The organism is Actinacidiphila bryophytorum, from assembly GCF_016916835.1.
GTDB lineage: Bacteria > Actinomycetota > Actinomycetes > Streptomycetales > Streptomycetaceae > Actinacidiphila > Actinacidiphila bryophytorum.
Map to the genome: position 1 here is coordinate 349,175 of NZ_JAFFIX010000001.1, position 14,955 is coordinate 364,129.

Annotated in this window: 10 protein-coding genes; 5 read left to right on the plus strand and 5 right to left on the minus strand. The window is 72.3% G+C overall.

What is annotated here, in order from left to right; translation table 11 throughout:
- Nucleotides 1-45: 45 nt before the first annotated feature.
- The 5 genes from JT723_RS34765 to JT723_RS01470 all read left to right on the plus strand — a co-directional run bounded on the left by JT723_RS34765 (nt 46) and on the right by JT723_RS01470 (nt 8,098).
- On the plus strand, nt 46-2,916 hold the full coding sequence (locus JT723_RS34765; RefSeq protein WP_240164959.1) for a bifunctional glycosyltransferase/CDP-glycerol:glycerophosphate glycerophosphotransferase: 2,871 nt from the start codon (nt 46-48) through the stop codon (nt 2,914-2,916).
- Nucleotides 2,913-4,055, plus strand: a complete 1,143-nt coding sequence (locus JT723_RS34770) for a glycosyltransferase (RefSeq protein WP_251512799.1) — start codon at nt 2,913-2,915, stop codon at nt 4,053-4,055. The genes JT723_RS34765 and JT723_RS34770 overlap by 4 nt, the downstream gene beginning before the upstream one ends.
- Before the next feature lie 230 nt (nt 4,056-4,285).
- Nucleotides 4,286-5,845 (plus strand): N,N-dimethylformamidase beta subunit family domain-containing protein, encoded by a 1,560-nt coding sequence (locus JT723_RS01460; RefSeq protein WP_240164882.1) that lies wholly within the window; start codon nt 4,286-4,288, stop codon nt 5,843-5,845.
- A 229-nt stretch (nt 5,846-6,074) separates the two neighbouring features.
- Nucleotides 6,075-6,671 carry an acyltransferase gene (locus tag JT723_RS01465; protein ID WP_205042467.1) on the plus strand — a complete coding sequence of 199 codons (597 nt, stop codon included), beginning with the start codon at nt 6,075-6,077 and terminating at the stop codon, nt 6,669-6,671.
- The gene (locus JT723_RS01470; protein WP_205042468.1) at nt 6,668-8,098 is read left to right on the plus strand and encodes a hypothetical protein; all 1,431 of its coding nucleotides are present in this window, start codon (nt 6,668-6,670) and stop codon (nt 8,096-8,098) included. Before JT723_RS01465 ends, JT723_RS01470 begins: the two co-directional genes overlap by 4 nt.
- 54 nt (nt 8,099-8,152) lie before the next feature.
- Here the strand turns inward: JT723_RS01470 and JT723_RS01475 are convergent, their stop codons facing one another.
- The 5 genes from JT723_RS01475 to JT723_RS01495 all read right to left on the minus strand — a co-directional run bounded on the left by JT723_RS01475 (nt 8,153) and on the right by JT723_RS01495 (nt 14,927).
- Nucleotides 8,153-9,436 carry a nucleotide sugar dehydrogenase gene (locus tag JT723_RS01475; RefSeq protein WP_205042469.1) on the minus strand — a complete coding sequence of 428 codons (1,284 nt, stop codon included), beginning with the start codon at nt 9,434-9,436 and terminating at the stop codon, nt 8,153-8,155.
- A gap of 3 nt (nt 9,437-9,439) precedes the next feature.
- Nucleotides 9,440-11,026, minus strand: a complete 1,587-nt coding sequence (locus tag JT723_RS01480) for a glycosyltransferase family 2 protein (RefSeq protein ID WP_205042470.1) — start codon at nt 11,024-11,026, stop codon at nt 9,440-9,442.
- Nucleotides 11,023-12,639: a glycosyltransferase family 4 protein gene (locus JT723_RS01485; RefSeq protein ID WP_240164883.1), complete on the minus strand. Its 1,617-nt coding sequence runs from the start codon at nt 12,637-12,639 to the stop codon at nt 11,023-11,025. The genes JT723_RS01480 and JT723_RS01485 overlap by 4 nt, the downstream gene beginning before the upstream one ends.
- Before the next feature lie 141 nt (nt 12,640-12,780).
- Complete coding sequence (locus JT723_RS01490; RefSeq protein ID WP_265934421.1) at nt 12,781-13,818, minus strand: Gfo/Idh/MocA family protein; 1,038 nt, start codon at nt 13,816-13,818, stop codon at nt 12,781-12,783.
- The gene (locus tag JT723_RS01495; RefSeq protein WP_205042471.1) at nt 13,815-14,927 is read right to left on the minus strand and encodes a DegT/DnrJ/EryC1/StrS family aminotransferase; all 1,113 of its coding nucleotides are present in this window, start codon (nt 14,925-14,927) and stop codon (nt 13,815-13,817) included. Before JT723_RS01495 ends, JT723_RS01490 begins: the two co-directional genes overlap by 4 nt.
- Nucleotides 14,928-14,955 lie beyond the last annotated feature (28 nt).

Consider the following 14,955-nt stretch of genomic DNA (forward strand, 5'->3'; position numbering starts at 1 on the left):
GGTCCGGCAGGCCGATGGAGGCGCTTCAGTACGATGTCCGCAATGATGGATAACCGTGATCCTGCAGTCAGCGTGATCGTCATCGTCTACAACGATGCGGACCGCCTTCCGACCGCCGTGCGGTCGGTATTGGACCAGACGCTGCACAGCGTCGAGGTCGTGATCGTCGACGACCACAGTCCTGACCGCAGTTTCGAGGTCGCTCAGGAATTGGCCGCCGCCCATCCGGACCGCATCCGCGCCTATCAGCTGCCCGAGAACAGCGGTGCCGGCGGTGAACCCCGCAACCTTGGCATCACCAAGGTCAGGGGCCGCTATGTGATGTTCCTGGACAGCGACGACGTGCTGGAGCTGAACGCCTGCCGCAACATGCTGGAGGCGGCCGAGCGGACCGGCGCCGACATGGTCTCCGGGCTGTGCGTGCGCACCTTCCTCGACAGCCGGCACGGCAAGATCGACAAGTGGTACGAGTGGCTGTACCGCACGACCCGGGTGCTGGACTCGGTCCTGGAGCTTCCCGACCTGTTCGTGTTCGACACCCTGTCGACCAACAAGTGCTACCGCCGGGACTTCCTGCTCGACAACGACCTGCGGTTCCCCAAGGGCCTGCTCTACGAGGACCTGCTGTTCGCCGCGCGCGCCTATCTCGCCGCCCAGCGGATCACGCTCATCCCGAACGAGGTCTACTACTGGCACGTCCGGGAGAATGCCAAGAAGAAGTCGGTGACCAACCGGCGCCATGAGATGAGCAATTTCACCGACCGCATCGAGATCCACCGGCGGATCGACGCGCTCCTGCGCGAGCGCGGCTACGACGAGTTGCGGCTCGCGAAGGACGTGAAATTCCTCAAGCACGACCTGGTCCTGCATCTGCGCGACCTGCCCTTCCGCGACCAGGAATTCCGGCACGAGTTCGCGCGTATCGCCCGCGGTTATCTCGCGGGAATCGACGACTCCGCCTACGACGCGCTGCTGCCGATCCACGCGATCTGCGCGTACCTGCTGCTGGAGGAGGACTGGCCGAACCTCGCGACGGCCGTGGACACCCTGCTCAACCGCAGCAAGCTGTCCTCCCCGCTCGCCGAGCGCGACGGCCGCATCTACTGGTGCTCCGACCACCTCTACGACGAGCGCGCGCGCCGCATCCTCGACGTCACGGAACTCGGCTACCACACCAAGTCGATCGACGGCCTCTTCCTGCGCAACGCCCTGACGTCCTACGACCAGGACGCCAAGGGCATCCGGGTGGCGGGCAGTATCGTCAACCCGCTGGGCGTCATCCCGCCGGACGCGAAGCTCAGCGCGACGCTGGAGTTCAAGGCGCGCCGCAAGTCGCTGCAGCAGTTCAGCTTCCCCGTCGGCCGCATCACCCACGCGGGCGACCACCTCGAATGGTCCGCGGAGGCGCCGCTGGCCAGCAAGCTGCGCCCGCTGGGCTTCATCGACGCGCTGTGGGACGTGCGGCTGATACTGAAGGTCAACGGCAAGAAGACCAACACCCGTATCACCGTGGGCGACGTTCCGCTGGAGGGCAGCGGCCGGCTGCGCGCCCGCCCGCGGCTGACCCGGCTGGTCTCCGACACCCTGGAGCCCGAGGTCTCCGCCCGCGGGCACCTGGCCTTCCAGCTGGTGGCCGCCGGCGCGCTGAGCCGCAGGAGCCGCGCGCTGATAGACCAGGCGCTGGAGGGCGCACCCGGCACGGTCGCCAAGGCGGGGGTGCGCAAGGCCAAGAAGGTCCGCCGCAACCTCAAGTCGGGCGACACCAAGCTGCGCGCCTACCACGAGATCTTCATGAAGCTGCCGGTCCGCAAGCGCACCGTGGTCTTCGAGAGCCACCTGGGCCGGCAGTACAGCGACAGCCCGCGGGCGATCTACGAGGAGATGCGCCGGCAGGGCCTGGACTTCACCGCCGTCTGGTCCTACGACAAGAGCCCCGAGGGCTTCCCCAAGGACGCGGAGCTGGTCAAGCGCTGGTCGTGGCCGTATCTGCGGGCGCTGGCCCAGGCGGAGTTCTGGGTGGACAACCAGAGCTACCCGGTGCGGCTGGCCAAGCGCAAGGAGACCACGTACATCCAGACCTGGCACGGCTCGGCGCTGAAGAAGATGGGCTTCGACAGCCCGGAGTTCCGGACCAAGACCAAGGCGCAGCAGGCCGACCAGCAGCGGGTGCTCGACCGCTTCGACCACTTCCTGGTGCGTACCGAGCACGACGTGCGGACGCTGGTGCCGGCCTTCCGGCTGCCGGACTCCAAGATCGTCAGGTCCGGCTACCCGCGCAACGACTCGCTGGTCGCGGCGGCCAAGGCCGAGGCGGAGGGCGGCGGGCGGGTCCGCGGCGCCCTCGCGGAAAAGCTGGGGATACCCGACGACCGGAAGATCCTGCTGTATGCGCCGACCTTCCGCAGCAGCCCGGACGGCGCGGTGCAGAAGTTCGAACCGCCCTTCGACGTCGAGGAGTTCGCCGAGCGGTTCGGCGACAGGTACGTCCTGCTGATGCGGTCGCACTACCTCAACAACGTGGTGCTGCCGCCCTCGGTGCGCGGCCGGGTCATCGACGTCAGCGGCATCCACGACGTGACGCCGCTGTATCTGCTCGCCGACGCCCTGATCACCGACTACTCCTCGGTGATGTTCGACTACGCGCTGCTCGGCCGGCCGATGCTGTTCTTCGCCTACGACCTCGACGACTACGTCAACGGCCTGCGCGGCACCTACTTCGACCTCGTCAAGCACGCGCCGGGACCGGTGGTGGAGCGGACCGAGGAGCTGTACTCGGCGCTCGACGACCTCGACGCCGTCGACAGGGACTGGGCCGACGCCCGCAAGCGGTTCGTCGCCGAGTTCGGCGAGTACGACCGCGGCGACGCGGCCCGGCAGATCGTCGACACGTTCTTCCGCCGTGGGGGCCAGAAGTGAATCGGGACATCTTCATCGTCTGCAACAGCGTGGACGAACTCGGCGGCATCACCACCTGGTCGCACCAGATCGCGGGCCTGTTCGCGGCCCGCGGCCACAAGGTGCACCTGGTCGGCATCACGCCGTCCACGGTCAGCCACGAGCTCGACGACGACCTGCCGTACGACACCACGACGCTCTACGACGAGCACCCGGTGCCCGGCTGGTCGCCGCGCAAGTTCACCGACCGGGCCAACATCAAGGCCAGGCGGCAGCAGGCGCAGCGCCGCCAGGGCATGCAGGACCAGGCCGACAAGCTCTCGGCGATGTTTCGCGCGACCGGCTCGGGCGGGATCATCATCGTGACCCAGGTGTGGGCCATGGAGTGGGTCAACCTGGCCGACACCGCGGGCCTGAAGGTCATCGGCATGAGCCACGAGTCCTTCGAGGCCTGCAAGCAGTCCTCCCGCTTCGGCCGGGTGCAGCGCCACTACCGCAACGTGGACCGGATGCTGCCGCTCACCGCGGAGGACGCGGACCTGTGGATCCGGCAGGGCATGAACAACGTGGGCTTCATGCCCAACCCGCTGCCCTGGGTGCCGGAGCGGACCTCGCCGCGTACCGAGAAGGTCGTCACCACCGTCGCCCGGCTCGCACAGGAGAAGGGCATCGACATGCTGCTCGACGCCTGGGCGGTGGCGGTCGCGGCCCACCCGGGCTGGACGCTGCGGATCTACGGGGCGGGCGAGGACGAGCAGATCCTCAAGCAGCAGTCCGCGCGGCTGGGCATCGACGGGTCGGTGGAGTGGATGGGCCGCACCGGCGACGTGCCGGGGGCGCTGTACGGCGCCTCGATCTTCACCCAGCCGTCACGCGCCGAGGGCTTCCCGCTGACGCTGCTGGAGGCCATGGTCACCGGGCTGCCCTGCGTGGCCTTCGACGTGGCACCCGGCGTCCGGGAGATCATCCAGGACGGCGTGGACGGCCTGCTCGCGCAGCCGGGCAACATCCAGTCCTTCGCGCAGCAACTCGGCCGCCTGATGGGCGACATGCAGCTGCGGGACCGGATGGGCGAGCGTGCGGCGGAGAACATCCAGCGCTACTCCACGGACGAGATCGTCCGCCGCTGGGAAGACCTCTTCGCCTTCCTGGAGCTGTGACAGCCGGCTTCCGGCAGATGGTGCGGGACCCCGCTGATGCCGCGGCCGAGGCCGTGGCGCCGGGCGGGGTTCACCAAGCGTTCACATTTTACCTTCCGGCGGGGAACCGGGGGCGGGGCACGGCCCTCTGAGGGGTCGACAGGTCGGGGCGGAGCCGCCCCGGAGGGGATACCGCTGCGCGCGTGCGCTGAGCCGTGCGCGCGGCGGTGACAGGGGAACGAGCGCACATCTTGGACATCACGCGACGCGCCGTGGTCGGCGGGGTCATGGGGGCGGGGGCCACGGTGCTGGCCGCCGGGTGCACACCGCACCCGCAGTCGGTCAGCACCCGCAGGACGGGCAGCCCGGTCACCCGGGAGAACTCCGCCACGGGCACCCCGCACTGGAAGGCGGGCAAGGCGTCCGGCACCCGCCAGGCCGACGACCTCACCCAGCAGATCAAGGCCTTCGCCTCGACGACCAGCGCGGCCCACGGCGAGCGGATCGCCTTCCACGTGGCGACGGCCGTACGCCAGGACTACACGGTCGCGGTGCACCGCATGGGCTACTACCGCGGCGCGGGGGCACGCCTGATGTCCACGAGCCCGCGGCTGCGCGGCACACCGCAGCCGCCGGCCTTCGAGGACCCCAGGACCGGCGCCGTCCGCTGCGACTGGCCGGCGAGCTACTCGATGGAGGTGCCACCGCACTGGACGTCCGGCCTGTACACGGCGTCCTTCACCACCGCCGACGGCTACCGCACGTCGGTGCCCTTCGTGGTCAGGGACGCCACCCGGCAGAGCGAGTTCCTGGTGGTGCTGCCCTTCACCACCTACCAGGCGTACAACCTGTACCCGATGGACGGCGTGCACGGCCGCAGCCTCTACTACGGCTACCTGCCCTCGGCGCACGCCCCCGCCGTGCACGAGAAGGCCCCCGACGGCGAGGTCTACCCCGTCCGCGTCGTCCCCAGGAAGACCTATGTGCTGCACTACCCGGAGCGCTCGCGCACGGTGTCCTTCCAGCGCCCGTACTCCGGCGACGGCACACCCAAGGTCTTCGACATCGACCTGGACTTCATCACCTGGGCCGAGAGCCAGGGCCTGGACGTGACCTACGCCAGCAGCCTGGACCTGCACAACGGCACGGTCACCCCCGCGCACCACAAGGCGCTGCTGTTCAGCGGCCACGACGAGTACTGGTCGGTGCCGATGCGGCGGGCCGCCGAGCGGGCGGTGGCCGGCGGCACCGGGATGGCACTGTTCGCGGCCAACAACGTGTACTGGAAGGTCCGCATCGACAACGGGCCCGCCGGCTTCCCCGTCATGACCTGCTACAAGACCGACCCGGACCCCGCCGCCGACCCCACGGGCCCGACCACCATGTGGCGCTCGACCGCCCCGCACGGCGCGGACGCCGAGCAGGGACTGCTCGGCAGCCAGTACAACGGCATAGTCAAGGGCAGTGCGCCGCTGGTGGTCACCGAGCCGGCACACTGGTTCTGGGCCGGCACCGGGCTCACCGCGGGGCAGCGGATCGAGGGCCTGGTCCGCGGCGAGGCGGACGGCATGATGGCGGGCATGCCGCGGCCCACCGCCGCGGAGCACGTGCTGCTGTCCGCCTCCCCCTTCCACTACGGCGCGCACAAGAAGCCGGTGCAGAACACCAGCCTCTACCGGGCCGCCAGCGGCGCCTGGGTCTTCGACGCGGGCACCTTCGGCTGGAACGCGGCGCTCGGCGGCGGTCCGGGCCTGCGGGACCCGCGGATCCAGCACGCCACCGGCAATCTGGTCCGCCGCCTGCGCGCCTAGGCCGTGTTTTGGAAGTCCCGGCTGCCCCGCGTCGCCTGGCACGCACGCTCGCTGCGTTGTCGGAGTCGTCCGAGTAGGCCCACTACGAGGACGACCCTCCGCCTTGCGATCGCACGCACCGGACGCCGCGGGGCCCGCCCTGTGGGCGGACGGCGCTACTTCCAAAACACGGCCTAGCCGCACGCCGTATGCTCGGGCCGTTCAGGGAGAGTTTCCGAAAGGTACACCAGTGGATTACTCGGTCAAGCCCACGGCCCAGGTCGACCCGTCGGCGGACATCGGCGCCGGCACCACCGTCTGGGAGCTGGCGCAGATCCGCGAGAAGGCCAGGCTCGGCCACAGCTGCGTGATCGGCCGCGGTGCCTACGTGGGCACCGGGGTGCGCATCGGCGACAACGTCAAGCTGCAGAACTACGCGCTGGTCTACGAGCCCGCGCAGCTCGGCGACGGCGTCTTCGTCGGCCCCGCGGCGGTCCTCACCAACGACCAGTACCCGCGCTCGGTGGACCCCGACGGCAAGCAGAAGCGCGGCGGCGACTGGGAGGCCGTCGGGGTGACCGTCGGCGAGGGCGCCTCGCTGGGCGCCCGCTCGGTGTGCGTGGCGCCGGTGGCCGTGGGCCGCTGGGCGCTGGTGGCCGCGGGCGCGGTCGTCACCCGTGACGTCCCCGACTTCGCCCTCGTCGCCGGGGTGCCCGCCCGCCGCATCGGCTGGGTCGGCAGGTCCGGCGTCCGGCTGGTCGAGCGCGACGGCGAACCCGGCGTGTGGGAGTGCCCGCAGACGGGCGCCCTCTACCGGGAGACCGACGGGGTCTTGGTCGAGGCATGACCGCCGCCATATCAGGCGCCGGCCAGGCCCCCGATGCCGCGGAGGGCGGCGGCGGGGCGCAGGCCGTCCCGCTCACGGCCTTGACCGCCCCGCCCCGGACCCGCTCCCGCCTCCTGGCGGCCCTGACGGGGCGGGCCTGGCTGCTCGGCCTGCTCGTCGCCGCCGGCTACGTCGCCCTGCAGCTCACCGCGAGCGCGCAGTGGTCCCTCTACCCCGACTCCTACCGCTACGCGCGCGCCGCGGAGCAGTTCACCGGAGTCAGCCGGGAGCAGGCGCACCGGGACGCCCTCGCCGCGTTCTGCACCACGCGCGCGAAGGCGGCCCACGAGACCACCCGGCTCTCGCCGGTGCCGGTGCACGGCCTGCCGCTCGGCACGATGACGGCGAAGAGCTGCGAGGCGCGCTGGGCGCAGTCCCGCGACATCACCACCGACGACCCGCGCTACCAGGCGATCTTCTCCTCGCGGCCCGGATACCCGCTGCTGGCCGCGCCGTTCGTGTCGGCCTTCGGGGTCACGGACGGCATGCGGGTGCTCGGCCTGGTCACCACCGCGGGCGGCGCGCTGATGGTGGTGGGGCTGCTGCGCTCGGCCGGGCTGCCGCCGGTGGCCGCAGTGTCGGGCCAACTCGTCTTCCTGGCCACCCCGTTGGCCCAGTGGGGCCTGCAGGCGCTCAGCGAGGGCCTGGTGACGGTGACCGTGCTCGGCACGGTCTGGGGCGCGGTGCTGCTCAGCCGGCGCAGACCCGCCGCGGGGGCGCCGCTGCTGCTCGCCTCGCTGGCGGTGTGCGCGGTCACCCGGTATTCGACCGCGCTGGTGCTCGCCGTGCTCACGGCGCTGGCCGCGGCGGCCCTGTGGGGCGGGGTGCGCGAGGCGCGGCACCGCTGGACGGGCGTCCTGGCCGCACTGGCCGCGCTCGGCGCCGGGGTGACCGCGGCGGTGATGTCGGCGATGGCTCTGCCGTCGGCCACCACGACGCTGCAGGACACCTTCACCGTGCACTTCTCGCAGCCGCTCGTCCCCGACCCCTGGCACCGGCTGGCCGAACTCGACGGGCACTTCTGGGCGCACTGGATCGGCCGGCAGGCGACCCTGCCGACCCTGCTGGTGCCCACCCTGCTCGCCGCGTGGGCGCTGTGCCGGTACGGCCGCGGGCTCGGCTGGTTCGCGCTGGCCGCGGCGCTCACCGGCGCCGTCCAGGTCGTCGCGCACCCACTGGCCCAGGAGGCCGACCGGCTCGGGGTGCTGATGTGGCTGCCCGCGGTGCTGGGGCTGCCGCTGTATGTCGCCAGGGCCGGCCGCCGTACCACGCAGCCGGGGGAGAAGGCGGAACCGGCGCAGGCAGCAGGAAGGGCGGGGACCGCGGTCCCCGCCCTTCCCGACACCGGCACCGGCACCGAAGCCGAGCCCGACGCCGCGGCCGGCTGACCGGGCGCGGAGCCCGGTCGGCCGGCGCAGGCCGCCTCCGCGGTCCGCGCCGCCTCAGCCGCCGATGACCACGCGCCGCACCCCGGCCCAGCGGGCCGGGTCGGTGGTGCGCCGGCCGTCGACCAGGACCCGGACGTCGGGCAGGTCGGCGGCGGTCAGATCGCGGTATTCGGCGTGGTCGGCCTGCAGCACCGCGGCGGTCACCGGCTCACCCCGGTGCGGCGGCAGGCCGTGCGCGGCCAGCTCCTCCGCGGTGTACATCGGGTCGGACACGTAGGGCACCGCGCCCCTGGCCCGCAGCGCCTCGACGGTGGGGAAGACCCCGGAGAAGGCCGTCTCCTTGACCCCGCCCCGGTAGGCGGCACCCAGCACCAGCACCGAGGCGCCCGTCAGGTCGCCGTAGGCGGCGGCCAGCAGGTCCACGGCGTACTCCGGCATCGCCGCGTTCGCCTCGCGCGCCGAGCGCACCACCGTCGCCTCCGGGTCGTTCCACAGGTACATCCGCGGGTAGATCGGGATGCAGTGGCCGCCGACGGCGATGCCCGGCTGGTGGATGTGGCTGTACGGCTGGGTGTTGCAGGCCTCGATGACCTTGGTGACGTCCACGCCCGCGCGGTCGGCGAACCGTGCGAACTGGTTGGCCAGGCCGATGTTCACGTCGCGGTAGGTGGTCTCGGCCAGCTTCGCCAGCTCCGACGCCTCGGCAGAGCCCAGGTCCCACACCCCGTTGGGCCGGGCCAGGTCGGGCCGCTCGTCGAAGTCGAGCACCGCCTCGTAGAAGCTCACGCCGTGCGCGGCGGACGCCTCGTCGATGCCGCCGACGAGCTTGGGGTAGCGGCGCAGGTCGGAGAACACCCGGCCGGTCAGCACCCGCTCGGGGCTGAAGACCAGGTGGAAGTCCTCGCCCGCGGTCAGGCCCGAGCCCTCGGCGAGCATCGGCGCCCAGCGGTCGCGGGTGGTGCCGACCGGCAGCGTCGTCTCGTACGACACCAGGGTGCCCGGCCGCAGCCCGGCGGCGATCGCCTTGGTCGCGGCGTCCATCCAGCCGAAGTCCGGTACGCCCTCGGCGTCCACGAACAGCGGCACCACGACGACGACGGCCTCGCACTGCGCCACCGCGGCCGCGGTGTCCGTCGTCGCGGTGAGCAGCCCGGCCTCGACGGCCTCCTTGAGCCTGACGTCGAGTTCGGCCTCGCCGGGGAAGGGCTCGACACCGGCGTTCACCAGCTCGACGACCTTCTCGTTGACGTCGGCACCGATCACCCGGTGCCCCTTGGCGGCGAACTGCACGGCGAGCGGCAGCCCGATCTTGCCCAGGGCGACGACACAGATCTGCACTGTCTACTTCCTTCCGATGGCCCGCAGCCGGCGCAGGCGTTGAGCAATGATCCGGCTCAGCCGGATGGGGGAGATCACCAGCGTCAGCAGGCCGTCCGGCTGAGCGGTCGCGGTGAGGCGGAGAAAGCGGGCGCCGCGCCGCACCCGCAGCGTGGCCGTACCGGACACGGCGGTGACGGCGACGCGGTGCGGCCCCGTCGCGGTCGCCAGGTGCAGCCGCAGCGACCACTTGCCCGGCGCGTACGGCAGCAGGCCGTCGAGCGGCACGCGGGCGGCCAGCCGGACGCCGCCGCCGTCCGCGGTGAAGCGCACGGCAGGCGTCGACCCGCCCGGGCCGCCCTCGCCCTTGGACACCCGGACCCACTCCAGGGAGGAGCCGGTCACCAGGTCCTGGTAGTCGGCGTGGGGGCTGCTCGCGGTGACTTGCAGCGCGGGGGTGCCCCCGGGGACCAGAGCGGCGCTGCCGCCGAGGCTGCGCAGGACCTGGGCGGTCCTGTCGACCTGCGCGGCGACGTCGGCGAAGTCCGGGTCGCCGACGAAGGGGTAGGCGATGTGGGCGCGGCCGTCGGCGAACCGCAGCGGCAGGGCGTCCGGGTCGGTGCCGTGCTCGTCCTCGAACCGCAGCGCCGCCAGCAGCGCGTCGGCAGCACCTGCCTTGGCGAGCATCAGGTGCACGCGGTCCTGGAGCGGCAGCCGGCCCAGCAGGGCGTCGGTGGCGAAGTCCGCCAGCAGCGGCCGCGCCCGGGTGACGATCCGCTCGGCCGTCTCGGGGCCCGCCTTGAGCAGGCCGGCGCCCAGCACGTGCGACATCTCGGTGGTCAGGTGCCTGCGGTTCAGCCCGTACCGCTCGTCGGTGGTGTGGGTGAACCGCTCCGTGAGACGCATGATCCGCTCGGTGCCGGCGAGCCGGTCCTCCAGGTTGCCCCGGTAGGTGACGTTGCCCTCGTCGCCGCGGCGGACCGCGTAGTAGTAGTCGTAGTCGGCGAGGATCGAGATGCCGGCGGCCCGGAAGCACGCTTCGAGGGTGAAGGGCTGGTCGCTGAGGATCGGCAGGTCCTCGGGGTAGCGCAGCCCGTGCTCCTCGATCAGCGCGCGCCGGAAGAGCTTGGTGTTCGACAGCGCCCACGGCAGCGGGCAGTTGCGCAGGGTGGCGTCGTGCCGGGTGCGCTCGAAGACCGCCTGCGGCACCCAGCGGCCGTTGACGCCCACCATCTTGCCGACCACGACGTCCGTGCCGTGCTCGTCGGCGGCCCCCACCATCCGCTCCAGGGCTTCGGTGCCCAGGTAGTCGTCGGACCCGACGAAGAAGACGTAGCGGCCGGTCGCCGCGTCCAGGCCGCGGTTGCTAGGCGCGGCCGGGCCGCCGGAGTTGGCCTGGGTGATGACCGTGAAGACGCCCGGGTGGAGCGTGGCGAACCTGGCCAGCTCCTTGGCGCTGCCGTCGGTCGAGCCGTCGTCCACCGCGACGACCTGCAGGCGGTCGAGGCCGATGCTCTGGTCCACCAGGGAGTTCAGGCACTCCGTGAGGTAGGGCATCGTGTTGTAGACCGCGACGACCACCGTCACGTCGGGCACGCCGGCGGTGGTCACGCCTGCGCCCCGGTGACGGCGGGCACAGCGGGCGCCGCGGCCTCTTCCGCGGTGCGGGGGCGGCCCAGCAGCGTGCTGTACAGCCCGTCGAGGATGGCCGCCTGGGCCTCCCAGGTCCACTCGTCCAGCAGCCCCGGCTTGTCGTACACCGAGCGGTAGCGGTCCGGGTCGGTCAGCACCGACTTGACCGCGCGCACGAAGTCGGCCAGGTCCTCGGCGCGGAAGACCTCGCCCTGGCCGGTGGCCTCGGTGACGCCGCCCATCGTCTTGACGTCGCTGACCACCAGCGGCAGCCGGGCGTGCGAGTACTCCATGAACTTGGTGATCAGCGCGATCTCGTGGTTCAGGAAGTGGTGGATCGGGATGACGCCCGCGTCGGCCGCGGCCAGGAAGCGCGTCACCTGGTAGTGCGGCACGTACGGCAGCACGTGCACCCGGTCGGCGACGCCCAGCTCCTCGGCCCGCGCGACCAGGCTCCGTACGTACGCGCTCTCGGGGCGCAGCACCACGAAGGCGGAGTGCACGCCGTCCAGCTGCGGCAGCGCCTCGACCATGATGCCCAGGCCGCGCTGCGGCGCCGCGGCGCCGCTGTAGACGATCAGCGGTTCGTCGGCCGATATCCCGCACAGCTCGCGCAGGTCGGGGACCGGCTCGGCGGCCAGCTCCGGGTCGATCTCGGCGTCGGGCGCGTTGAGTACGACGGTGGGGCGCGCGGGCAGCTTGTGGTCGTTCTGCAGCATCTCCGCGAGCGTCTCGGAGACGGTCACGACGGCGTCCGCGTACGGCGCGTACTCCCGCTCCATCGCCACGCACGCCGGGTGCCAGCGTGCGGTGTCCTTCCACGGCTTGATGCCCGGCAGGAACTCGTGCGCGTCCCAGACCAGCTTGACGTCGCGGCCGCGGGCGCGGGCGCGCATCATGGCGCGGGCGCCGACGCTGAGCATCCGGAAGTCGTTGGCGTGGATCAGGTCCGGCTTGAGCCGGTCGATCTGCGGGCCGTAGGCCAGCTCGAAGTCCCACAGGCCCGGCTCCAGGCGGCGCCAGGCGCGGTCGCCGCGCAGCGCCTTCTGCACCTTGGCGACCAGGCGGTCCAGCCGGGTGTTCTGCGAACGCCGGGCGCGCTGCATGGCCTCGGTCTGCCCGCGGCGGAAGTCCACCCAGCGCTTGGCGACGAAGGCGCCGGTCCTGGGCAGCAGCAGATACGCCTTGGCCGCGGCGATGCGCATCTTCGACCCGCCGGTGCGGCCGGCGACGGCCAGCCGCGCCCTGCGCTCACGCAGGCTCGCGTGCCAGGCGGCGACCTGGCTCGTACGGTGCCGGGACACGTGGTAGGGCGGGTAGGCGAAGGGCTTGCGCAGCCAGGCCCGCCGGAAGTACATGGGGTTCATGTCCAGGAAGGCGTCCATCGCGATCAGCCGCACATCGGCCTCGCCGAGCCGCCACGACGCGACCCGCCCCTCGGGCGCACGTCCCAGCAGGGTCACCTCCCAGCCGGCGTCCGCCATCGACCGGGCCTGCTTCTGCACGCGGGAGTCGCCGTTGACCCCGTTGTCCACCAGCATGACGACTCGTCCGCGGCGCTCCCGCGCCTCGGAGCCGCTCTCAGCGTCCATCTGCTGTATCTCGCCTTTCCACGTGCCTGCGAAGTGGGGTGTGTGCATTGTGCCGTAGGCCCGTGGGGCGGGTGCTCCCACGGGCCTGTGGCACGACGGGAACACGCGCCCCCACGGGCGCGGCCACGGGTGCGGTGCCGGTCAGACCGCCGCCGCGTCGTGCGCCGGCGCGCAGTCGACGGTGCGGCCGCTGTGCGCGGACTCCAGGACCGCGGCGGAGACCTCCACGGTCCGCAGGCCCTGGCGCAGGGTCACGATGTCGGACTCCAGCCCCAGTACCGCGTCACGGAAGCGCTCGTGCTCGACCTGCAGCGGCTCGCGCTTCTGGATCGCGTACCGGATCATGTCGCCCTCGGAGACCCCGCGGAAGGCGCGCAGCGCCTCCCACTCGGTGTTGACCGCGCCGTTGGCGTAGAAGGTCAGGTCGGCGGTGAGGGTGTCGGCGACGAAGCAGCCGCGGTCGCCGGTGACGACGGTGGAGCGCTCCTTGAGCGGGCTCAGCCAGTTCACCAGGTGGTTGACCATGGTGCCGTCGGTGAGCTGTCCGACCACGGCGACCATGTCCTCGTGCAGCCGGCCGCTCTTGGACACCACGCGCGCGGCGACCGAGGCGTAGTCGCGGCCGGTGACCCAGCCGGTCAGGTCGATGTCGTGGGTGGCGAGGTCCTTGACCACGCCGACGTCGGCGATCCTGGCCGGGAAGGGACCCTGCCTGCGGGTGACGACCTGGAAGACCTCGCCCAGCTCGCCCGCCTCCAGGCGCTGGCGCAGGCTCTGCAGGGCCGGGTTGAACCGCTCGATGTGGCCGACGCCGGCGACCAGGCCGCGCGACTCGAACGCGTCCACCAGCCGGACGGCCGCCTCGACCGAGTGCGCGAGCGGCTTCTCGATCAGCGCGCAGACGCCGGCCTCGGCCAGTTCGAGGCCGACCGGCTCGTGCAGCGCGGTCGGGCACGCGATGACGGCGTAGTCGACGCCCTTGGCCACCAGGTCGGAGACCGCGGGGACCACCGGCACGTCGTGCGGCGCGGAGCCCGCCGGGTCACCGGCCGGGTCCACGACCGCGACCAGCTCGACACCGTCGAGACCCGCCAGCACACGGGCGTGGTGGCGGCCCATGGCGCCCACGCCGATCAGCCCGGCGCGCAGCGTCCTTCCCGTGGCTGTGGTCCCGCTCACCGGGCCACCTCCAGGGTGTTCACGGCGGCGACGATGCGCTCGATCTCACGCGGCGTCAGCGACGGGTGCACCGGGAGCGAGACGACCTCGGCGGCGGCCCGCTCGGTCTGCGGCAGGTCCCACTCGCGGGTCGACGACGGGCCGGACGTGGCGTACGGGGTGAGCCGGTGGATCGGCGTCGGGTAGTAGACCGCGTTGCCGACGCCCGCCTCGGTCAGGCGCTGCTGCGCCGCGTCGCGGTCGCCGTGCACCCGCACCGTGTACTGGTGGTAGACGTGCTCGGCGCCCTCCGCGACCGGCGGGGTGACCACGGTGGTGATCCCGGCGTCCAGCGCCTTGGCGTTGGCGCGGCGCTGCTCGGTCCAGCCCGGCAGCTTCTTCAGCTGCTCGCGGCCGATCGCCGCCGCGACGTCCGTCATGCGCATGTTGGCGCCGACGATCTCGTTGGCGTAGCGCTGCTCCATGCCCTGGTTGCGCAGCAGCCGCAGGGTGCGGGCCAGCGCCGGGTCGGCGGTGGAGACCATGCCGCCCTCCAGGGCGTGCATGTTCTTCGTCGGGTAGAAGCTGAAGCAGCCGGCGGAGCCGAAGGCGCCGACCTGGGTGCCGTGCAGGCTCGCCCCGTGCGCCTGGGCGGCGTCCTCGACCACGGCCAGGCCGTGGGAGTCGGCCAGCGGCTGCAGGCGGTCCATCGCGGCCGGGTGACCGTACAGGTGCACGGGCATGATCGCGGCGGTGCGCGGGCCGATGGCCGCGGCGGCCGCGTCGGGGTCGAGGCAGAAGCTGTCCGGGTCGATGTCGGCGAACACCGGCTCGGCCCCGACCAGCCGCACCGCGTTGGCGGAGGCGGCGAAGGAGAACGACGGGACGATCACCTCGTCGCCGGCGCCGATGCCGAGTGCCAGCAGGGTCAGCTGCAGTGCCGAGGTGCCGGAGTTGACGGCGACGCAGGCGCGACCGCCGACGAGCGCGGAGAACTCCTCCTCGAAGGCCGCCACCTCGGGGCCCTGTACGACCCGGCCGCTGCGCAGCACGCGCACCGCGGCCTCGATCTCCTCCTCGCCGATCACCGGTTTCGCGGCTGCTATCGGCTCGATGTCCTGTCCCTGCACCGGGGGTCCCTCCTGTGACGGCGGGTCC

What these genes read in the sequence shown, in the direction of transcription:
- JT723_RS34765 (WP_240164959.1), top strand. Translation starts at nt 46, where the DNA reads ATGGATAACCGTGATCCTGCAGTCAGCGTGATCGTCATCGTCTACAAC.
- JT723_RS01470 (WP_205042468.1), top strand. Translation starts at nt 6,668, where the DNA reads ATGACCGCCGCCATATCAGGCGCCGGCCAGGCCCCCGATGCCGCGGAG.
- JT723_RS01485 (WP_240164883.1), bottom strand. Translation starts at nt 12,639, where the DNA reads ATGGACGCTGAGAGCGGCTCCGAGGCGCGGGAGCGCCGCGGACGAGTC.